General features: G+C 66.2%; 18 protein-coding genes. 11 read left to right on the forward strand and 7 right to left on the reverse strand.

Annotated elements, in window-relative coordinates; genetic code table 11:
* Positions 1–4 precede the first annotated feature (4 nt).
* From AC0QTX_RS20755 to AC0QTX_RS20775, 5 genes are all read right to left on the reverse strand, one after another.
* Positions 5–1,207, reverse strand: coding sequence for a glycosyltransferase (locus AC0QTX_RS20755; protein ID WP_474605719.1), 1,203 nt, complete (start codon positions 1,205–1,207; stop codon positions 5–7).
* Positions 1,208–1,415: 208 nt separating this feature from the next.
* Positions 1,416–1,727, reverse strand: coding sequence for a polyhydroxyalkanoic acid system family protein (locus AC0QTX_RS20760; protein WP_474605720.1), 312 nt, complete (start codon positions 1,725–1,727; stop codon positions 1,416–1,418).
* Between the two features lie 189 nt (positions 1,728–1,916).
* The gene (locus tag AC0QTX_RS20765) at positions 1,917–2,222 is read right to left on the reverse strand and encodes a hypothetical protein (protein WP_474605721.1); all 306 of its coding nucleotides are present in this window, start codon (positions 2,220–2,222) and stop codon (positions 1,917–1,919) included.
* A gap of 73 nt (positions 2,223–2,295) precedes the next feature.
* Positions 2,296–2,652: a hypothetical protein gene (locus tag AC0QTX_RS20770; RefSeq protein ID WP_474605722.1), complete on the reverse strand. Its 357-nt coding sequence runs from the start codon at positions 2,650–2,652 to the stop codon at positions 2,296–2,298.
* Positions 2,653–2,710: 58 nt separating this feature from the next.
* Positions 2,711–3,100, reverse strand: coding sequence for a septal ring lytic transglycosylase RlpA family protein (locus AC0QTX_RS20775; protein ID WP_474605723.1), 390 nt, complete (start codon positions 3,098–3,100; stop codon positions 2,711–2,713).
* A 320-nt stretch (positions 3,101–3,420) separates the two neighbouring features.
* On the opposite strand from AC0QTX_RS20775, the gene crtI reads away from it, so the two are divergent.
* The 8 genes from crtI to ispH all read left to right on the forward strand — a co-directional run bounded on the left by crtI (position 3,421) and on the right by ispH (position 13,674).
* On the forward strand, positions 3,421–4,971 hold the full coding sequence (gene crtI / locus AC0QTX_RS20780; protein ID WP_474605724.1) for a phytoene desaturase family protein: 1,551 nt from the start codon (positions 3,421–3,423) through the stop codon (positions 4,969–4,971).
* 139 nt (positions 4,972–5,110) lie between these two features.
* Complete coding sequence (locus AC0QTX_RS20785) at positions 5,111–6,208, forward strand: methyltransferase domain-containing protein (RefSeq protein ID WP_474605725.1); 1,098 nt, start codon at positions 5,111–5,113, stop codon at positions 6,206–6,208.
* An 82-nt stretch (positions 6,209–6,290) separates the two neighbouring features.
* The gene (locus tag AC0QTX_RS20790) at positions 6,291–7,826 is read left to right on the forward strand and encodes a phytoene desaturase family protein (RefSeq protein ID WP_474605726.1); all 1,536 of its coding nucleotides are present in this window, start codon (positions 6,291–6,293) and stop codon (positions 7,824–7,826) included.
* A 95-nt stretch (positions 7,827–7,921) separates the two neighbouring features.
* Positions 7,922–8,662 (forward strand): lysophospholipid acyltransferase family protein, encoded by a 741-nt coding sequence (locus AC0QTX_RS20795; RefSeq protein WP_474605750.1) that lies wholly within the window; start codon positions 7,922–7,924, stop codon positions 8,660–8,662.
* On the forward strand, positions 8,659–9,771 hold the full coding sequence (locus AC0QTX_RS20800; RefSeq protein ID WP_474605727.1) for a glycosyltransferase family 2 protein: 1,113 nt from the start codon (positions 8,659–8,661) through the stop codon (positions 9,769–9,771). Before AC0QTX_RS20795 ends, AC0QTX_RS20800 begins: the two co-directional genes overlap by 4 nt.
* Before the next feature lie 8 nt (positions 9,772–9,779).
* Positions 9,780–11,426, forward strand: coding sequence for a squalene/phytoene synthase family protein (locus tag AC0QTX_RS20805; protein ID WP_474605728.1), 1,647 nt, complete (start codon positions 9,780–9,782; stop codon positions 11,424–11,426).
* The gene (locus AC0QTX_RS20810) at positions 11,423–12,709 is read left to right on the forward strand and encodes a hydroxysqualene dehydroxylase (protein WP_474605729.1); all 1,287 of its coding nucleotides are present in this window, start codon (positions 11,423–11,425) and stop codon (positions 12,707–12,709) included. The genes AC0QTX_RS20805 and AC0QTX_RS20810 overlap by 4 nt, the downstream gene beginning before the upstream one ends.
* Positions 12,706–13,674: a 4-hydroxy-3-methylbut-2-enyl diphosphate reductase gene (gene ispH / locus AC0QTX_RS20815; RefSeq protein WP_474605730.1), complete on the forward strand. Its 969-nt coding sequence runs from the start codon at positions 12,706–12,708 to the stop codon at positions 13,672–13,674. The genes AC0QTX_RS20810 and ispH overlap by 4 nt, the downstream gene beginning before the upstream one ends.
* On the opposite strand, the gene AC0QTX_RS20820 is transcribed toward ispH, so the two are convergent.
* A complete protein-coding gene (locus tag AC0QTX_RS20820; RefSeq protein WP_474605751.1) occupies positions 13,653–15,074 on the reverse strand; it encodes an MATE family efflux transporter in 1,422 nt (473 codons plus the stop codon). The two genes, ispH and AC0QTX_RS20820, sit on opposite strands and share 22 nt — an antisense overlap.
* A 132-nt stretch (positions 15,075–15,206) precedes the next feature.
* Here AC0QTX_RS20820 and AC0QTX_RS20825 point away from each other — a divergent pair, with 132 nt between their 5' ends.
* Positions 15,207–16,184: an amidoligase family protein gene (locus AC0QTX_RS20825; protein WP_474605731.1), complete on the forward strand. Its 978-nt coding sequence runs from the start codon at positions 15,207–15,209 to the stop codon at positions 16,182–16,184.
* Positions 16,181–16,882: a gamma-glutamyl-gamma-aminobutyrate hydrolase family protein gene (locus tag AC0QTX_RS20830; protein WP_474605732.1), complete on the forward strand. Its 702-nt coding sequence runs from the start codon at positions 16,181–16,183 to the stop codon at positions 16,880–16,882. The genes AC0QTX_RS20825 and AC0QTX_RS20830 overlap by 4 nt, the downstream gene beginning before the upstream one ends.
* 167 nt (positions 16,883–17,049) lie before the next feature.
* On the opposite strand, the gene AC0QTX_RS20835 is transcribed toward AC0QTX_RS20830, so the two are convergent.
* The gene (locus tag AC0QTX_RS20835; protein ID WP_474605733.1) at positions 17,050–18,564 is read right to left on the reverse strand and encodes a response regulator; all 1,515 of its coding nucleotides are present in this window, start codon (positions 18,562–18,564) and stop codon (positions 17,050–17,052) included.
* A gap of 128 nt (positions 18,565–18,692) precedes the next feature.
* Between AC0QTX_RS20835 and AC0QTX_RS20840 the strand changes: the two genes are divergently transcribed.
* Positions 18,693–20,954: a glycoside hydrolase family 3 N-terminal domain-containing protein gene (locus AC0QTX_RS20840; protein WP_474605734.1), complete on the forward strand. Its 2,262-nt coding sequence runs from the start codon at positions 18,693–18,695 to the stop codon at positions 20,952–20,954.
* Positions 20,955–20,985: the final 31 nt, after the last annotated feature.

Genomic DNA, 20,985 nt, shown 5'->3' on the forward strand with positions numbered 1-20,985 from the left:
CAGATCACTCCGCAGGCGTGGTGGCATAAACGGGAAGGGACGAGGCGGGGCGATCCGTAGCGGCGTCGCCCATGGAGTCCAGCATCAGCTTGTGCATGGCGCCCCAGGTCTTGTCCCAGGAACCGGCGGCCAGGTGGCGATCCACCTTGGCGAGCCAGGAATCCTTCGGTCGGGCGAGGATGGTCTCGACCTTGGCGACCACCTCCTTGGCGTTCTTTGCGATCTCGACCAGACCCTTCTCCCCGTAGGGGCGCACCACATCGGTGATGGCGGTCGAGACGACGGGCACGCCGGCCGCCAGGAACTCGGGCGTCTTGGTGGGGCTGATGAATTTCGTCGCCTCGTTGAGGGCGAAGTTCATGAAGCCCACGTCCCAGCCGGCCAGGTAATGCGGCAGCTCGTTGTAGGACTTGCCGCCGAGCCAATGGATGTTGGACCGCTGCGGCAGGCTCGCCGGATCGATCTTCACCACGGGGCCGATCATCACGAAGCTCCAGTCGGGCCGCAGTTCGGCGACCTCGGCCAGGAGATCGATATCCATGCGCTCGTCGACGACGCCGAAGAAGCCAAGACGGATATGCGGAATCTTCGCCTGATCCTCGGGATCCTGACGGATGGAGCGAGCCTGCGAGAAATGGTTGAAGTCGATGGACGACGGGAAGCCGTGGACGCTGCGATGGCGATGCTTCTTGGCCTCGTAGAGGCTCATGCCGCCGGTGAACACGAGATCGCACCGCGAGAAGAGCGCATTCTCCATGTCGAGGAGCTCCTGCGAGGCGCCGCGGAAGAGCGAGAGCTCATCCATGTTGTCGTAGACGCACAGGTCGCACTCGAAATCGCTGGTGAAGGCCATCGCCATGGGCGTGTAGTACCAGAACACTCGCGGGCTTGCCGCCTCACGACCGATCAGATCCTCGATCAGGTCGTGCTGCTCGGAAATGATGTCCTCGTGGGACAATCCCTCGGGGAGCATCGGCACCGCCACTGTGACGCCCTGCGGACGGTCGCTCAGGTCCATATGCGGGGTCGCGCCGGCTTTGAAGATGGGCTCCTCGATGATCAGCACGTCGTAGTGCTTGGCGGCACGGCTGAGCAGATGCTGAGGGCGCTGCCAGACGAAGTCCCAGCGGAGGTGCGAGAAACAGACAAGGAGAGGCTTTTCCGAACCGGCTTTGACAGGCGAACGAAGGGCGTAGGACTGCGTCATCAAACGCTCATGCATAGCGCGAACCTCAGATAAAGGTGTGTTGTCACGGTCGGACAGAAGAACACGGCCCGGGGCGAATAAAGTGATGTCTTAAGTGAAGCGCACCAGCGAAGGGTCGCGGTCGCAATCGATTAAACAACGCAGACGGAGCAGTTTGGTTCCATCTGCGTTCATGTTCGTGAACGACTATTCATGGGAATAGCTGGCGTCACTTCTTCTCGAGCAGGAGCGTTCCTTGCTTTTGAATGAAGGTCTTTGCCTTCTCGGCAACCATTGCAAGGATCCACGGCAACTGAACTTCGACGCGCACCTGATCCTGCATGACTTCAAGATGGCCGCTGACGTTCTGGCCCATGGCGCCGACGCGGAAATCCATCCTGTTGCCGCGCCACTTTTCATCGATGGACGCGACCTTGTCCCCGAACTGCGATTTCACGCCCGCCATGCCGCCCTGAAGCCGCCGAATGGCTTCGGCTTGGCCCAGATTATGGGGAATGGAAACGACCAGGGGCTTCGACATGAAGGTGCTCCGCTTTTTACTCAACAAGCGAAGCCGTGCCGTATCGGTTCCGTCGCCAGAGCATCGGACACTCAAGCGGAATGCACTTTTGGGATCCGTCCGATGCTCCCTCTCCAGGCTGGCGCATCGTCCGGGCGGAAAACCGGGGCCACTTTTGGCTGACGCGGCCCTTCGGGTCCGCACGATGCGCTAGAGCATTTCCACGCGAATCGCCCGGATCACCATGGCTTCCTGGTCGAAGCGGCGCTCCAGTTCGGCGCGGTAGCGCTCCCACCAGGAATGATCGATCTCGCGTGTCATGACCTCGAACACGACGATATCGTCATGAGCCGTGTGGCCGCCCTCTTTCCAAACACCTTCGGCCGGCGCGCGCGTGAAACTCGTGATGCCGCCGAAACGGTCGGACAATTCCGACCGCACCCGCCCATAGGCTGCGCCGTCGAAGCGGCGACCCGCGTTGTCGGCGAGCGGCAGAAGAATTTGAATCAGGTGCATCGCCCTCTCCTGGAACGCTATGGCCGGAGCAGGACATAGATCGCAGGGCAGGAAAGGCGAGTCCCATAGGCTGTCAGGCCTGCAGGGCCGCGAACAGGTCCTCGTCGGTTTCGGGGAGGTCGTCGTCGATGCGGTAGCGGCCCGAGGGCTTCGAAACGCGCCAGGGCAACGCCGTGGAGGCATGGAAGGCCTCGGAGGGGCGAAGCCGTCGGGCCATGCCGTCGGCTTGGACTTCATCGATGACGACGAAGCCGAAGATGGTGAGTCGCGTCGCCATGACCTTCGTCACGCGGTCATCAGCCCCGATCGTCAGCGAACCCGCGGAATACACGGCATCCATGAGGCTTTTCTGGTCACGGCGGGGATTGGCCGACGAGCGCGCGCCCGGAAAACGGATGACGTTCGTCGGCTGAGACGATCTCGATTCCATGTAAGCAACCCTTGGTCCCGAATCGGGCCAAGAATCGCCGCAAGGGATTAAGAAGCGCCTAATCGAGACGATGAAGGGACACGTATCCGACCCCGGACGAGGTCAGCCCCAGAGCCTGTGCGGGGCCCTTGGCCAGGTCGATGATGCGCCGGTGGGCGAAAGGACCGCGGTCGTTCACCCGCACGACCACGGAGCGGCCGTTGGTCTCGTTGACGACCTTGAGGCGCGTGCCGAACGGCAGGGACCGGTGGGCGGCCGTCATGTCGTAGGAATTGAAGCGCTCGCCGCTGGCAGTCTTGCGGCCGTGGAAGCCCGGTCCGTACCAGGAGGCGGTGCCGCGCTGAAAAGCTCTGCTTGTCTCGATATTGGCGGTTGAGATGGATCCCGTGACCGAAGGGTCGTTGGAGGCGGTTGTATTGCAGGCCGCCATGAAAAGAAGTGGCACCATTGCAGATGCTCGGGTGAGGATATTCTTCAAGGACAGTCTCCCCTTCCGTTGTGATTGGAAGTGAAGCTGATCTTTAAAAAGGCAAGAATAAGGCGCCTAATTTTTTTCAGGCTCCTCTCATACTTCAGAGATATGGAATTATTGGCAAAACTAGCCTGAAGATTTTTTCTGATATCGCACTATATGTGGAACAACGTTTCTTTTTGTCCCTCGAACAGAATTCACCGTTGCGTGATCGCCGGATCGTGACTCTGGCCGGGTACCCGAGCCGCCATAGGTAAGTCTCCACTGTCCCCAAGACAGCCGAGGGCACCCGTTCGATGCTGAAAACCTCTCCATCCCCGCATGTTGCCATCGTCGGGGCCGGCCCGGGCGGCCTGGCGTCGGCCATGCTGCTGGCCCGCGAGGGAGTTCCGGTCACGATCTTCGAGCGCGAGCCGGCCGTCGGTGGCCGCACCCGCACGATCCATGCTCCGGGCGGCTACAAATTCGACATCGGCCCCACCTTCTTCCTGTATCCGCGCATCCTGAAGGACATCTTCGAGGCCTGCGGCGAGCGTCTGGAAGACCACGTCGAACTCAAGCGCCTCGACCCGCAGTACCACCTCGTCTTCGAAGGCGGCGGCTCCATTCGCGCGACCTATGACCTTGAACGCCTGGAGCAGGAGATCGCCCGGCTTGCTCCCGCGGATGCGCGCAACGTGCGGCGCTTTCTCGACGACAACCGCGAGAAGCTCGAGGCCTTCCGGCCGGTGCTGGAACAGGCCTTTTCGAGCCCGGCGGACCTCTTCTCGCCCGCCATGCTGGCGGCCTTGCCGAAGCTCAGGCCGTTCTCGAGCGTCGACAGCGATCTGAAGCGCTATTTCGCCGACCCGCGCGTGCGCCTCGCCTTTTCGTTCCAGACGAAGTATCTCGGCATGTCGCCGTTCCAGTGCCCGAGCCTGTTCACGATTCTCTCGTTCCTCGAATACGAGCACGGCGTGTTCCATCCCATGGGCGGCTGCGGCGCGGTGTCCGAGGCCATGGCGAATGTCGCCCGCAAGATGGGCGTCGACATTCGCCTGAACACTCCCGTGGACCGCATCCTTTACGAGAACGGAGAGGCCGTCGGCATCGAGGCGGGCGGTGAGCGGTTTGCCACAGGCTCCGTTGTGGTGAACGGGGATTTCGGCCACGCCATGCGCCGCCTCGTGCCGGAGGCCATGCGCCCGCGCTGGAAAGATAAGAAGCTCGATCGCGCCAAGATCTCCTGCTCCACCTTCATGCTCTATCTCGGCATCGAAGGAGACTTAGGGAATCTCGCCCATCACACGATCCTGCTGTCCAAGGAATACGAGCGCAACATCCATGAGATCACCAACGGCATCCTGCCGGAGGAGCCGTCGATCTACATCCATCATGCGGGCGTGACCGACCCGTCCCTGGCCCCGAAGGGGCATGCGAGCCTCTACGTGCTGGTGCCCGTGCCGAACCTGCGTTGCGGCATCGACTGGGCGCGAGAGGCACCGCGCTACCGCAGGATCGCGCTGGAACGGCTGAAGCTGCTCGGCCTTGCCGACATCGAAAGCCGGATCCGCTATGAGCGCGTGGTGACGCCGCGCGGCTGGGAGGACGAGTTTGCGGTTTTTGAGGGCGCCACCTTCAATCTCGCGCACAATCTCACCCAGATGCTCTATTTCCGGCCGCACAACCGCTTCGGCCGCAACGTCTATCTGGTGGGCGGCGGCACGCATCCCGGCAGCGGTCTGCCCGTCATCTACGAAGGTGCACGGATCACGGCGCGACTTCTGCTGGAAGACCGGGAGCGTCGCAAGGTCGGGAACAGCGCGTTGGAGCCTGCCGTCGCACCGGTGGGCGAGGCCGCTTTGTGAGGGACCATGTCATGAGCCGGATCGGACTGCTCGCATTTCTGTTTCTCGCTCCCTCGTCTGCGCCAAAACCATCCAATCGGCCGAGTCCTTCGTCGAGGAAACCTCGATGACGGCTCCACCGGCAACGCTCTAGATTTCCATGCTGTGGCGCGCCTATGCCCTTCTGTCCCACGGAGGAGACCGCTTCGGCCTCGGCTCGGTCGGCCTCGGCTCGTGGCGCATTCCCGCTCATCCGCCGGCCTCCCGAAAAGCCGACGATGTCCTGAAGGTGCTCGAGGAGGCCGATACCGCCATCTGGTCCGCGAGCGCCTTGTCCGCCTGCGCCGAGAGCGGCCTGCTCACGCGGCTCGGGCAGCCGGCCAGCATCGGCGAGCTGGCATCGGCCCTGTCGCTTCCGCCGGCTCTCGTGAAAGGCCTGCTCGATGCCCTCGCGGCCTTCGGCTTCGTCACGTGGGACGGCGACAGGGTGCGGGCCTCGCCTGCCCTGATGCCGTTCACGTCCTCCGAAGGAACGGAGACCTTCAGGGCGGCCCTACGGGCACCCCTGCTGCAGACCGAAGATTTCCGGCGCAGGCTGAAGACGGGAACCTTGAGCCTCGACGGCTGGTCCCATACCGATGACGCCATCATCGAGGCGCAGGGCACCCTGACCCGGCATTGGACCACGCGGGCGCTGCCGAAGCTGAGATTCCTGCCCGGGCTCGTTGTGCGGCTTGAGGCACCCGGAGCATCGCTTCTCGATGTAGGGGCGGGAGCTGCGGGGCTCTCCATCGCCCTCTGCCGGCAGTTCCCTCTCCTAAGCGCCGTGGCCCTCGAGCCGGCGCCGCATCCGGCGGAGCTTGGCGAGAGCCGTGTGCGGCAGGCGGGTCTGGCGAGCCGTGTCGCGATCCGCCGCCAGCGGGTGGAGGAACTGCAGGACGACAGAGCCTTCGACCTCGCCTTCCTGCCCCAGATGTTCCTGCCCGACGCGGTCATCGAGGAGGCCCTGTACCGCATCTTCCACGCTCTGAAGCCGGGCGGCTGGCTTCTGGTCGCCGTGCTCTCCCAGGAGGGTCCCGACACGACCTCCGCGGTCAACCGGCTGAAGAACCTGCTCTGGGGCGGCAGCGCCCGTGACGTGGCCCATATCAAGCCGCTTCTGGAAGCGGCTGGCTTCGATCCGGTGATCCGGGCGCCCGGCCGGCAGTCGCTGCGCATGATCTGCGCCCGTCGCCCAAACCTGCGTGATCTGCCTTGAAGTGGGTCATGCCATACCTAGAACCAACACAACTGGACACCGGCCTTGGAACGAATAGGCTTGTGCCCTGCGGGAGGACATCGTGAGCGCTCAAGGAACTTCGGTTGCAGTCATCGGCGGAGGACTGGGCGGATTGGCTGCTGCCTGCGTCACGGCCGCCCGCGGCCATAAGGTCACGCTTTACGACAAGAACGCCTGGATCGGCGGCAAGGCCGCGGTGCTGCACGAGGACGGCTTCCGGTTCGACATGGGCCCGACGATCCTCACCGTGCCGCGGGTTCTCGAGCGCATCTTCACTGAAGCCGGACGCAACATGTCCGACTATCTCGACCTCGTGCGGCTCGATCCACAATGGCGCTGCTTCTTCGACGACGGCACGCGGATCGACCTGCAGGAGAACATCGAGGCCATGGCTCAGGCCATGGACCGTTTTGCTCCGGGCAAGAACACCGGCGAAGGCTACAAGCGCTTCCAGGAAATCTCCGCCCATCTTCACGATATCTCGAACAAGTTCTTCTTCTGGAAGCCGGTGGAGGATCTGTTCGATACCATCAACATCCGGGCCAACATGAATCCGGGAACCTTGAGGGACGTGCTGTCCCTGCGCATGGGTTCGTCGGTGGCCGGTACCATCCGGTCCAAAGTCAAGGACGAGCGCCTGGCGCAGATGCTCGATCACTTCACGCAGTATGTCGGCTCTTCCCCTTATGGTTCTCCCGCCGTGCTCTGCGCCATCGCCCATATGCAGGCGGCGGACGGCGTGTGGTATCCGATGGGCGGCACCCGCGCCGTGGCAGAAGCGCTGGCAAAGCTCGCAACGGAACTCGGCGCAACCATCAAGACCGACAGCGACGTGGCGTCCCTCAACATCGTGAACGGCGCTGTAGAAGGGGTCGTCCTCGCCGATGGCGAAGCATTGGCCTACGACAGCGTGATCTCCAACATGGATTCGATCCGCACCTATCGCGAGCTCGTCGGCGGCGAGGTGGGCGAGCATTACGCGAGGAAGGATTTCGAACCGGCCTGCTCCGGCGTCGTGCTCTATCTCGGCCTCAACAAGCGCTACGATCACGTGCTCCACCACGACTTCGTGTTCTCGCGCGATCCGGAGGAGGAGTTCGACTACATCTATCGCCGGGGCGAACCCGCTCCCGATCCGACCTGCTATCTCGCGGCACCGGCTGCCACGGATCCGAGCGTCGCGCCCGAGGGCGGCGAGGCGCTCTACGTGCTCGTCCATACGCCGTATCTCCGCCCGCATCACGACTGGTCGCAGATGTTCCCAGCCTATCGCCAAGTGATCCTCGACAAGCTGAAGCGCACGGCCGGCATGAGCGACATCGAGGAGCGCATCGTCGTCGAGCGCCATCTCACGCCGCAGGACATCCATGAGCGCTACAAGGTGCTCAACGGCGCCATCTACGGACTGGCGAGCCACGGCAAGTTCATGGGCGCGTTCAAGCCGGGCAATCGCAGCCGGCAGGTGCGCGGCCTCTATCTCGCCGGCGGCGCGGCCCATCCCGGCCCCGGCATGCCGATGGTGATGATGTCGGGCTGGATCGCCGCCGACGCCCTCGATGCGGACAGCAAGGCCGCCAATCTACGGAACGTGTCTTGAGGCAGGAAACGAGCAAAGCCGCCAGAGAACGCTCCCCGCCCCATGGCGCGGAGCCGTCGCCCGTCGCGCGCCGCTCTCCCCTGCTCCACCGCTTCATGGTCTCGACGTTCCGCCGCTACTTCACGCGCCACATGAATGCTCTGCGGGTCGCGTCCTGGGGCATGCCGGCGGCCCCTGTGAACGGTCCCGTGATCGTCTACTCGAACCATCCGGCCTGGTGGGACGCGGCGGTCTATATCCTCGCCGCGGACCACTTCCTCCCCACTTATGAAAGCTACGCGCCCATCGACGCCGCGATGCTCAAGCAATACGGCGTCTTCGGCCGCATCGGTGCTTTCGGAGTCGATCTCGAGAGCCCACGCGGCGCGGCGGATTTCCTGAGAACCAGCGCCGAGATCCTGTCATCGCCGAACCGCTCCCTCTGGGTCACCGCTCAGGGTCGCTTCGGAGACGTGCGCGAGCGTCCTCTCGGGCTTAAGCCCGGTGTGGCGCGGCTTCCGGAGCTCGCACCCGACTGCACGGTGATCCCGCTCGCCATGGAATACGGCTTCTGGCTCGAGCGCGGGGCCGAAGCGTTCATCGCCTTCGGCAAACCCATGCATGGCAGGGATCTCCTGGATCTCACACGCCGCGCTCGCCTGGAGCATCTCGAGACGGAGCTCGCCACCACCCTCGACCGGTTGAGCGCCGACGTGCAGAGCCGCGACCCGGCGCGCTTCCGCGCCATGCTGGAAGGCCGCGCCGGCGTGGGCGGCATCTATGACGGATGGCGCCGGATGACCGCAGCGCTGCGGGGCCGCGCCTTCGATCCGTCGCATGAGGGACGCGCCTCATGATCGTCCTCGGCCTCATCCTCCTGGGCTTTGCGGTGCTTCCCTTTGCCCTGGCTCTCGTGAACCTGAGCATCCTGCGCGCGACCCCGCCCCATGGGCCGAAGGGGGACATGCTCGTCTCGATTCTGATCCCTGCGCGTAATGAGGCGAAGAACATCGGCCCCGCCCTCGATGCCGCTCTTGCCAGCGTCGGCGTGCCGGTCGAGATCCTGGTCATGGACGACGGCTCCACGGATGCCACGCCGGAGATCGTCGGAACCTACGCTGCGCGCGATGGGCGCGTGCGCCTTCTCACAGCTCCTCCGCTCGCGGAGGGGTGGACCGGCAAGGTCCATGCCTGCCATCATCTCGCCGTGGCCGCCAGGGGCACGCACTTCCTGTTCGTGGATGCCGATGTGCGCGTGACGCCGCATGCGGCCGCTCGTCTGGCAGGCCATGCGCAGGAAATCAACGCCGGCCTGGTGAGCGCCGTGCCGCGCCAGATCATGCGCTCGCTCGGCGAACTGCTCACCGTGCCGACGATCAACCTGCTGCTGTTGGGCTATCTGCCCATGGGCTTCATGCGCCTGTCGCGCGATCCGGGCCTCGGCGCGGCCTGCGGTCAGCTCATGCTCGTCGAGCGGGAGGCCTATGGCGCCAGCGGGGGTCATGCCGCCATCCGCACGCGCATCCATGACGGCATTCAGCTGGCACGGCTCTTCCGCCGCAAGGGCTTCATGACCGATCTCGTGCCGGGCGACCGTCTTGCCTCCTGCCGGATGTATGCGCGCTTCAATGATGCCTGGAACGGCTTTGCCAAGAACGCCCATGAGGGGATGGCGACGCCGGTCGCGCTGCCGATCTGGACGGCGCTTCTTCTCGGCGGGCACGTGCTGCCCTTCGCATTGCTCCCTGTCGCACCGAATCTCCCCATCGTGGCTGCGGCGCTCCTGTCCCTGGCGACTCGGACGCTCGTGACGGTGGCGACGCGGGAGAATCCCTGGTCGATCCCCCTGCATCCCTTCACGATGCTGGTGGGGCTCGCGATCCAGTGGAGCGTGCTCCTGCGGATCGGCACGACCCGCCGTACTGGGTGGAAGGGAAGGCTCTATCCCGTGGGGGTGAAGCCATGAGCCCAAGCATGACCCAGGCCACGAAGCGTCCGCGGGACGAGAACTTTCCGGTGGCCTCGCTGGTGCTCTCGCCCGAGCACCGGGATGCGGCTCTCGCCTTCTATGCCTTCGCCCGCATGGCCGACGACATCGCCGATGCACCTGAACTCAAAGCGGCCGAGAAGCTGCAGCGGCTCGACGAGCTCGAGCAGGCGCTCATCGTGGGAGATTCCGCGATCCCTGAGGCCGCGCGCCTGCACGCGGCCGACAAGCGGCACGGGAGCGGGATCGTCCAGGCCCGCGATCTCCTGCGCGCGTTTCGGCAGGACGTGGTGAAGGCCCGCTACAACGAGTGGGCGGAGCTCATCGAGTACTGCCGCTTCTCGGCCAATCCAGTCGGCCGCTTTCTCCTGGCGCTGCACAAGGAGCGCGCCGCCGCCCAGGCTCCGGCGGATGCTCTGTGCACGGCGCTGCAGATCCTCAACCACCTGCAGGATTGCGGCAGGGATCATCGGGATCTCGGCCGCATCTACATTCCCTTGCGCTGGATGATGGGAGCAGGCTCCGAGAAGGCCTTCTTCGACCCATCCCAGACCGCTCTGCGCCGCCGCGTGGTCGATGCCATGCTCGACCGGGTCGATGCGCTGATCGATCAGGCGCAATCCCTGCCGGAGCATCTGCGGAACAGGCGCCTGCGCGCCCAGAGCATCGCCACGATCGCTCTTGCCCGGCGTTTGAGCGATCGCCTGCGCCGCAGCGATCCGGTTCTGGAACGGGTGCAGGTGAGCAAGGCCGATGCCTCCATGGCCTTCCTGCGGGGCTTAAGCGGCACGCTGCGCCGGCCGACGAATAGCGACCATCGCATCACGGCCGCCATGGTGCGGCGTTCCGGATCGTCCTTCCGCCTCGGCATGCAGAGCCTGCAGAGCGAGCGCCGGCGCGCCATGCATGCGGTCTATGCCTTCTGCCGGGCCGTCGACGACATCGCCGACGGGGCCGCGCCCCCCTCCGAGAAGCGCGCTTTCCTGCGCGAGTGGCGGCGCGAGCTCGACCGGCTGCACCGCGCCCCGGAAACGCCCATCGGACGGGAGCTCGCCCGCGCGTCGACGCTCTTCAAGCTGCCGGTGGAAGAATGCCACGCGCTCCTCGACGGCATGGAGATGGACAGCGCGGAACGGGTGCGGATTTCGAACGATTACGAGCTCAGTCTTTACGGACGCCGCGTAGCGGGTTCGGTCGGAGCCCTGTCGATCCGCATCTTCGGCGTTCCGTCAGCCCACGATTTCGCGCTCAATCTCGGACGCACCCTGCAGCTTGTGAACATCCTGCGCGACGTGGACGAGGATGCGGCCTGCGAGCGCGTCTATGTTCCCCTCTCGCGGCTGGCGCAGCTCGGATTGCAGGATGCGCCAGCCCTCACCCTCGTGGCCGATCCGCGCTTCGCCCGCGTCTGCGAGGGCCTGGCCGAGGAGGCACGGACGGGATTTGCCGTTGCGGATGCTGCCCTGACGCGCCTCGACCGCGCGGCCTTGAAGCCTGCGATCCTGATGATGGAGAACTACCGCCGCGTGCTTGTCCGGCTGCAGGCGCGCGGCTGGGGCACCCGACAGGGCCGGCTGCGCCTGAGCACCGCCGACCGCCTGCACCTGATCACCCGCGCCATGAGGCCCGCATGACCGCACGGCGCACCCATATCGTCGGAGCAGGGATCGCGGGCCTGAGCGCGGCGCTGGCCGTGACAGTCGACGGCGGCCAGGCCGTGCTCTACGAAGCAGCCCCCCATCCGGGCGGGCGCTGCCGCACGCTGCACCCCGCCGATGGCTTCACCCATGACAACGGCACCCATGTGCTGTTCACGGCCAACGGGCGTGCGCTCGATCTCCTGAGGACCGTAGGCGCGCGCGAGCGCTGGTGCGAGCCCGAACCCGAGGGCATTCCCCTCTATGACGGCCGCACCGGCGAGATGCGCCGGGTCGGGCTCTCGCCCTGGTCCTGGCTGCTGCCGTCGCGCCGCCCGCATGGGCTGACCCTGCCCGATCTCTTGCGCATCCTGCGCCTGGTCTTCGCCTCCAAGGAATGCCCCGTCGCCTCGATCATCGGGAAGCGCCCGATCATGGACAGCCTGATCGAGCCGCTGACGGTCGCAGTCCTCAACACGCCGCCCGAGCAGGCCTCCGCGCAGCGCCTTGCCGGTGCCCTGCGCCAGCTCATCCGCCCTGGCGCGGGTCGTCTCCTGGTGGCGAAGAACGGCCTGAGCCAGGACCTCATCGAGCCCGCCGTCGCGACGCTGCAGGCCAGGGGCGTGCCCGTTTTCACAGGACAGCGCCTGCGCACCCTCCTTACGGCCAATGGGCGCGTCATCGGGCTGTCGCTGACCGATCGCACCATCATGCTCGGCCCCGACGACCGCGTGATCCTGGCGCTCCCGCCCTACGAAATCGAGCGGCTTCTGCCTGACCTTCCCGTGCCGACACAGTTCGAGCCGATCCTCAACGTGCATTACCGCATGAAGGGCCTGGCCCATCCGCGCTTCATCGGCTTCACCGGCATTCTGGCGCAATGGGCGCTGATCCGAACGAGCCATGTGAGCGTCACGGTTTCAGCCGCCGACGCGGTGGTCGATCAGAACGCATCCGACGTGGCGGCACGGATCTGGTGTGAGATCGTGCCCGCTCTGCGCTCCCTCGGCCTCGATGCGCATCCTGACCGTCAGCCCGAAACGCGCGTCGTGAAGGAAAAGCGCGCCACGATCCGCCAGGCTGCCGAGACGCTGCCCCAGCCGCCCCTGCGGCCGCTCGCAAATCTCGCTCTGGCCGGCGACTGGATCGGGTCCCTTCCCGCCACCATCGAGAGCGCCGTGATGGCCGGCGAACACGCGGCCTCCATTCTGCACCATGCCCGCGGCACCCGGGCTACGCTCTCCAGAGACCGAGCCCTGAAGACGGAGAACGCGGCATGATCCAGGACCATCCGCCGCTCACCGTTCTGCTCGCCGCGCCGCGGGGCTTCTGTGCCGGCGTCGAGCGCGCCATCCGGGCCGTCGAGGACGCCCTGGAGCGAACGGGAAAGCCAGTCTATGTGCGCCACGAGATCGTGCACAACAACCGCGTGGTGGACGAGCTCAAGCGCAAGGGGGCAATCTTCGTCGACGACATTGCGCAGATCCCCGACGGAGCGGTGGCGATCTTCAGCGCCCATGGGGTGTCGCGCGCGGTGGAGCGCGAGGCGGCAGGCCGCGGGCTTTCCGTGCTCGACGCCACCTGCCCGCTCGTGCGCCGCGTTCATCTCGAAGGGCAGCGCCATGCCAAGGCGGGCCGCGAGGTCATCGTCATCGGCCACCGGAGCCATGTGGAGATCGAGGGTACGACGGGGCAGATCGACGGCACCGTGCACGTGATCGAAAGCATCGAGGAGGCGCTCACCGCTCCCGTCCTGAACCCGGAGCGCATCGCCTATATCACCCAGACTACGCTCTCCGTGGACGACACGCGCGAGATCATCGCCGTCCTGAAATCACGCTTTCCGGCGATCCAGGGGCCCGACGTCAAGACGATCTGCTACGCGACGCAGAACCGGCAGATGGCCGTGCGCGTCATCGCCCGGCGGGCGGAGCGGATCATCGTGTGCGGCGCGCGCAACTCGTCCAACACCAACCGCCTGTGCGAGGTGGCCGTCAACGAGGGCCGCCAGGCGCTTCTCCTGCAGGATCCGAAGGATCTGACGCTCTCCTTCATCGACGGGGCCGCCGTGATCGGCCTCACGGCCGGAGCCTCCGCGCCCGAGGACCTGGTGCAGGAGGCTCTGGCGCGGCTTGCGCAGTGGCGGCGTCTCACGGTGGAGGAGGTCAGCGTCACCCGTGAGGATGCGCAGTTCGCGCCCGTCGATCTCTCACGCCTGGTCTCTCAGCTGGCGAATGCTTCCTGAACGTCCCGGGGAGTGGCCGTGACCAGCCCGAGCCGGTCGCGGCGCAGCCATCGCCACAGCATCAGCCCGGCCACCACGGCGAGCCCGCTGGCAAGCCCGATCCAGATGCCGATGCCGCGCAGCGGCGTGTTGAAGGCCAGGATGATGCCGAGCGGCAAGCCGACGCCCCAATAGCCCAGGGCCGCATAGACCATCGGCACCCGCGTGTCCTGGAGGCCGCGCAGCATGCCGGCGCCCACCGCCTGCGCGCCGTCCACCAGCTGGAAGATGGCCGCCACCACCAGGAACGAGCGCGCCAGATCGACCACGAGCGCATTCTTGGGGTCACTCAGGTCGAGGAAGGCGCCCAGCAGCAGGTGCGGCGCGAACATCATCAGCGAGGCCGTGATGACCATGAAGCCGGTGCCCAGCGCAAACGACGTCCAGCCGGCGCGGGCGACCCCTGGCGCATCCTGCGCCCCGTAGGCCCGGCCCACGCGCACCGTGACCGCCTGCCCGATGCCGAGGGGAACGGAGAAGCAGAAGGAGGCGATCTGGAGGGCCACCGCATGGGCGGCCAGTTCGCTCTCGCCGATCCGGCCCATCAGCATGGCGGCCGCATTGAAGATCGTCACCTCGAACATCAGGGTCAGGCCGATGGGGACGCCGAGCCGCCACAGGGTGCGATAGCGCGGCCAGTCGGATCGCCAGAAGCGTCCGAAGACGTGATAGCGCCTCAGCTTCGGGTCGAGGACGATCACCAAGGCAAGCCCGAAGAACATGAACGTGCTCGACAGCACCGTACCCAGACCCACGCCCACCAGCCCCAGGGCCGGCAGGCCGAACGAGCCGACCATGAGGGCATAGGCCGCGCCGAAATTCACCGGAATGGCCAGCAGGCCGATGAACAGGGCCCATCCGGGCCGCTCCAGCGCTGCCAGGAAGGAACGCAGCACCAGAAAGAACAGGAACGGCAGCAGGCTCCATTGGAGCGCGCGCATGTACTCGCCGGCATTGTGGGCCAGCCTCGGCTCCTGGCCGATGGCGAGGAGGATCGCCTCTCCGTTCCAGGCCACGATCCAGATCGGGATCGCCACCGTCACGGAGGCCCACAGGCCCTGGCGAACCGTGCGCCGCACCTCGCGAACGGAATGGCGCTTGCGGCCAAGCTCCTCGGCGATGATCGGCGAGGTGGCGTTCACGAGACCGATGCCGAAGATGAGGAAGGCGAAATAGAGGTTGGTGCCGAGCGCACCCGCCGCGAGGGATTCCGAGCCCATCCAGCCCATCAGAATGACGTCGGTCGTCATCAGGGCGTTCTGCGCCAGGGTGGCGAGAACGAGAGGCCAGCCGAGAGCCAGGGTGGCGCGGAGTTCCGCCAGCCAGGCGGCGCGCTCGGTCAGTGCGGTGCGATGAATCATGATGCCGGGCTTGTAGCCAACCTGCCGCCGGAAAGCCACTGCCGGAACTCCCGCCGCGGCAAGGAACCTGAGCTCAACCGCGTCCGTTCACCTCCTTGCTCACGTTCTCGTGTTGGTTTCCCGGAGTTCTCCATGGCGCAGCCGGCGCTCTCCACTGCCATCGACTTCGCCCTGCCGCCGGTCCTGCACAACGAGCGGGGCGAGGTGCGTACGGTCGGGGTCGAGATCGAATTCGTCGGCCCCTCGGCCGAAAAGACCGTGCAGGCCCTGCAGGAGGCGCTCGGAGGCCGACTGATCGAGGAGGACCCCCATGCCTTCGCGCTGAAGGAATCGGCCATCGGCGACCTGACGGTGGAGCTCGACAGCCGGATCCTGCACCCGGGCAAGCAGGCGGGCTCCCAGCGCGGCGTGCTGCCCAAGATCGCCGCGCTCTTCGGCTTTGCGGCAAGCTACCTCGTGCCCTGTGAACTCGTCACGGCACCGACACCCATCGACCGCCTGGAAGAGCTCAACCGAATCCTGACAATCCTGCGCAGGCTCGGCGCCAAGGGCACGCAGGACGCGCCTTTCTATGCCTTCGGCCTGCACTTCAATCCGGAGATCCCGCGACAGGATGCGGCAACCGCTACGGCCTTCATGAAAAGCTTCGCGCTGCTCAACCCGTGGCTCCGGCGCGAGGCTTCGCCGGACGCGACCCGCAACCTCCTCGGCTTCGCGGATCCCTTCCCGGCCGAGTACGTGCGGAAAATCGCATCACCGGATTACAACCCGGACATCGCGACCTTCATCGATGACTATCTTCGCTACAACCCGACGCGGAATCGGGACCTCGACCTCCTGCCGCTCCTGCACCACTTCGATGCCAAGCGCGTGAGGGCCGTGCTGCCGAACGAGAAGATCAACGGACGCCCCACCTTTCACTACCGCTTGCCCGATGCGCGGGTGAGCGACCCCGGCTGGAGTATCGCGCCGGACTGGAACCGCTGGGTCTGCGTCGAGCGCCTGGCCGCCGACCGCGAGAAGCTCGCTGCTGTCGGCTCAGCCTTCCTCGCCTTCCGCGGGGAGGACAAGAGCTGGGCCAATGTGGTGGAGCAGGTCGTACGCTCATGACCAGGCCTCTGATCGGCGTCACCACGTCTCGCCGCGGCGGATGGCGCAGCTACCTCATGCACCGGCTGGCACTCTATCGCGCGGGGGCGCGCTCCATCCGCCTCGGGCCGGGAAACCCTCTACCCACGGAGCCGCTCCACGGCCTCATCATCGGTGGCGGCGACGATATCGGGGCGGAGATCTACGGTGGGAAGGTTCTGCCCGACGTGCGCATCGATCCCGAGCGCGACAAGCTGGAACTCGGCCTGCTCAAGGCAGCTCTTCCGGCGGGTTTGCCGGTGCTCGGCATCTGCCGCGGATCGCAGATGATCAACGTGGCGCTGGGCGGCACCCTGCATACGGACATCTACGAGGTCTATGTGCAGGCTCCCAAGATGCGCACCGTGCTGCCGCGCAAGACCGTATCCATCGAGCACGGATCGCGGCTCGACCGCATCCTGCGCTGCAATCCGTGCTCGGTAAACGCCCTGCATCATCAGTCCGTGGACCGCCTCGGACAGGGTCTCGCCATTGCGGCCCTCGACGAGAGCGGCATCGTGCAGGCGATCGAGAGCCGGAGCGCGCCCTTCCTGCTGGGGGTCCAATGGCATCCGGAGCTGCTGGTCTGGAAAAATCCGCAGCAGCGGCTGTTCGCGGCGCTCACTGAAGCCGCCCGCGAGGCGGTGGTGCCGCTCTCGGCCGCGGCACTGGCGCTCTAGAGCATCGGACCCAAAAGTGGAATGCACTTTTGGGATTCATCCGATGCTCCTTCTCTTGGCTGGCGCATCGTTCGGCGCGGAAAACCGGGTCCACTTTTCCGCACGATGCTCCATCATGGATGGGAGCTTCGGCGTGAGCGGACAACCGGGCCCGCACGATCGCTGGATCAGAGAGCGCGCCTGGACGTGCGCGGGAAGAGCGGAATGACCTTGCCGTCTCTCGGCGGACTCACATGCCGCTGGATCGCCGCATGCAGGTCCCGGCTGACAATCGGCTTCTGCAGCAGCGGGAACTCGCTGGTCTCATCGGCCGCAACGGGATTGCCCGTGATCAGCAGCACGGGGATGGCGGGCGCGATCTGCCGCACCTCACGGGCCAGCATGACGCCGTTCATGGTGCCCGGCATTGCGATATCCGCCAGCACGAGCGTGGGCCTGCGGGCATTCAGGGATCTGATCGCCTGCGCGGCATCGGTGGCGATGCTGGTCACGTAGCCGAACTCCTCCAGGCTGGACTGAAGCGCCAGCGCCACCTCGAGCTCGTCGTCCACCACCAGGATTTCCGTATGGTTCGGCGCGCGCTCATCGGGCGCATAGTCCTCGCTCGGCTGGCTTGGCAGCAGCAGGGTCGCCGCATCGGCCCGCGGCAGATAGAGGATGATCGAGGTGCCCGTTCCGTCCCGGCGCACCTCGGAGGTCCCACCGAGGCCGTCCAGGAAATGCAGGCTCTGCCTGAGAGAGAACCAGGACGAGAGGTCGAGATCCCGCAGGGCGAAAGCCTGTTCGGGATCGGCTTCCGGCGCTTGGCGCGCATCGCCGGGCCCTGAGCTGCGGATCGTCAGCTGCACGAAATCGCCCTCGCGTGTCAGGTCGGGCAGCGACCCCTTCTCGACCCGCACGTTACGGGCCTCGAGCGCAATGGTGCCTCCCTGAGGCAGCGCATCCCGGACATGCCCGCTCAGGGTCACGATGGCCGTCTGAATATCGTCCGGATCAGCCTCCACGGACCAGAGATCCTCCGCAAGGGACAGCTGCATTTCAACCGTATCGCGCAGCAGCGAACGGCTCATCAGGTCGGCAACCGAACTGACCTGGTCTGCGATGTCGACGTACTGGACCCTCGCCTCGCCCTGACGGGAGAACGCCGTCGAGCGGGCGATGAGCTTGGCGGCCTGATCGGCGGCCACCAGGGCCGAGAGCAGCTTGCGCTGCAGGATCGGCTGCTCCTTCAGCTGGCGTGCCGCAGCATCGATATTGGCGCTGATCACCATCAGCCGGTTGTTGAGGTCGTGGGTGATGCCGTCCCGCAGCCGGTCGACGGCCTGGGCCTTCTGGAGGCGGCGCAGGGCTTCGTCCTCGTCCGACGCGGAGGATACCTCCGGAAAAGCGTCCTCAAGGAAGGTGAACGGGGCAGCGGCCTGTTCGATCTGACCGGCCGTGACGTCCTCGAACACGGCAACTTCGTCGGATCCGCCGGCCGCGTCCTCATGGACAGCCTGCCCGATCTGCCGGCCGATCAGCAGCGGAGCCCCGATGGCCAGCAGCAGGAAGAGTCCCGCCGATGCTGCGATCAGGGCGGAATCCCTGAAGAAGGCAGCGCCGGCCAGCGCGAACCCCGACAGGATCAGGGCGCCGGACAGGGCCAGCAGAGACAGCTTCAACTGGGCAGGCAGCAAGGGCACTTAAGCTTCCCGAAAATATGAATTGACCCGGCGCCCCTCAGACGCCACTTGCAACGACTATCTTGTGTAGCACGTAGCGGGGCAAGCGAGGCTCCCCCGCGATAAAGTGTTACTGCCCGACAAAGGAGATGATTGTGCGGCTTTCTGATGTCCATGGCTTGGCACGGCTGGCGCTTGCGCTGGTTCTGGCGACCCCGTTCTCCCTGCAGGCCGAAGCGCAGGAGACCGCCGGGCAGACCATTGAGCGCCGCGTCAATGAACTTCTCGGACAGATGACCCTGGAGGAGAAGGTCGGCCAGCTGAATCTCGTCTCCCATGGACCGCCCCTGCGCTGGGAGGACATCTCGGAAGGCAAGGCCGGAGCCCTGCTCAACTTCAACAGCGCCCAGGACGTCGCCCGCGCCCAGGCGCTCGCGCGCCAGAGCCGCCTCAGGATCCCGCCGCTCTTCGGCCTCGACGTGCTGCATGGCTTTCGCACCCAGTTTCCGCTGCCCTTGGGCGAGGCCGCGGCTTTCAGCCCCCGTGTCTCGCGTGCGGCTTCCGAGTGGGCCGCGAAGGAAGCGGCTTATATCGGCGTGAACTGGACCTTCGCCCCCATGGCCGACCTTTCCCGAGACAGCCGCTGGGGCCGCATCGTCGAAGGGTTCGGCGAGGATCCGCATCTCGGCTCCGTGCTGACGGCGGCCCGCGTGGAGGGCTTCCGCAACGGGGGCCTTGCCGCCGCGACCAAGCATTTTGCGGGTTACGGCGCACCGCAGGGCGGGCGCGACTACGATACCACCTACATCCCGCGCGCGGAGATGTACGACACCTATCTTCCGCCGTTCCGGGCCGCCGTGGAGGCGGGTTCGGCCAGCTTCATGGCCGCCTTCAATGCGCTCAACGGCGAGCCCTCGACGGCCAATCCCTGGCTGCTGACGGACGTGCTGCGCAAGCAGTGGGGCTTCGACGGCTTCGTCACCTCCGACTGGGTCGGCATCGGCGAATTGATCAACCACGGCATCGCGGCGGACGGCGCGGAGGCCGCCCGCAAGGCGATCCTCGCCGGCGTCGACATGGACATGATGGGCCTGCTCTACATCAAGCACCTGCCCGACGAGGTGCGCGCCGGCCGGGTGCCGGAGAGCGTGATCGACGAGTCGGTGCGCCGGGTGCTGCGCACCAAGTTCCGCATGGGGCTCTTCGATAAGCCGGACATGGACCCATCACGCTCCGACTCGGCCTTCCCGTCGCCGGAATCGCGCCAAGTAGCCCGCGAGGTGGCGCGCGAGACCTTCGTGCTGCTGCAGAACCGCGGCGATGTTCTGCCGGTGCCGGCCAGCGCCCGCTCCATCGCGGTGGTCGGCCCGCTCGCCGATGCGCCTCACGACCAGATGGGGCCGCATGCCGCCCGCGGTCACAAGGAGGACAGCGTCACGATCCTGGAAGGCATCCGCCGCCGGGCGCAGGGCGCCGGCATTACGGTGCGCCATGCCCCGGCCTGCGATCTCTTCTGCCGCGACACCAGCGGGCTCCAGGTTGCCCTCGATACCGCGAAACAATCCGATTTCGTGATCGCCGTCTTCGGCGAGCCGCAGGAGCTCTCCGGCGAGGCCGCCTCCCGGGCCCACCTCGAACTCAACGGCCGGCAGATCGCGGTGCTGGAAGAGCTCGCCAAGACCGGCAAGCCGGTCGCCCTCGTCCTCCTAGGGGGACGCCCGCAGGTGCTGGGACCGGTGGCCGAGCGCATTCCCGCGATCCTGATGGCCTGGTATCCGGGCACGGAGGCGGGTCCCGCCGTGGCCGACGTGCTGTTCGGCGACGTGAGCCCGAGCGGCAAGCTCCCTGTGACCTGGCCCCGCGCCACCGGACAGCTGCCGCTCTACTACAACCGGCTGCCCACCGGCCGCCCGACGAAGCCGGACAACCGCTTCACCCTGCAATACATCGACGAGGCCGTCGCGCCCCTCTACCCGTTCGGCTGGGGCCTGAGCTACACGCAGTTTTCCTATTCCGATGCCGCGATGGCGCGAAAGCAGCTCGACCAGGGCCAGATGCTCGAAGTCTCGGTGAGCGTGAAGAACACCGGCGCGCGGGAAGGCCAGGAGGTCGTGCAGCTCTACACCCGCGATCCGGTGGCGAGCCGCAGCCGCCCCTTGCGCGAGCTGAAGGCCTTCGAGAAGATTGCCCTCAAGCCCGGCGAGACGAAGCGCGTGACCCTGCGGGTGCCCGTGGAGTCGCTCGGCTTCCATCTCGACGACGGCACCTATCTGGTCGAGGCCGGCGCCATCGAGGCGTTCGTCGGCGGCTCGTCGCTTGCCGAGCCGGTCGGCGGAGCCGAGATCGTCAAGACCTTCCGCATCCCGCCCATGGAGCGCCGGGCCTCCGCCTCGACCAGCGTCGCCCAGTAGCCGGAACCGCAAGGCTGCCCGAACATGGCTT

This window comes from Microvirga sp. jy35 (genome assembly GCF_056148915.1).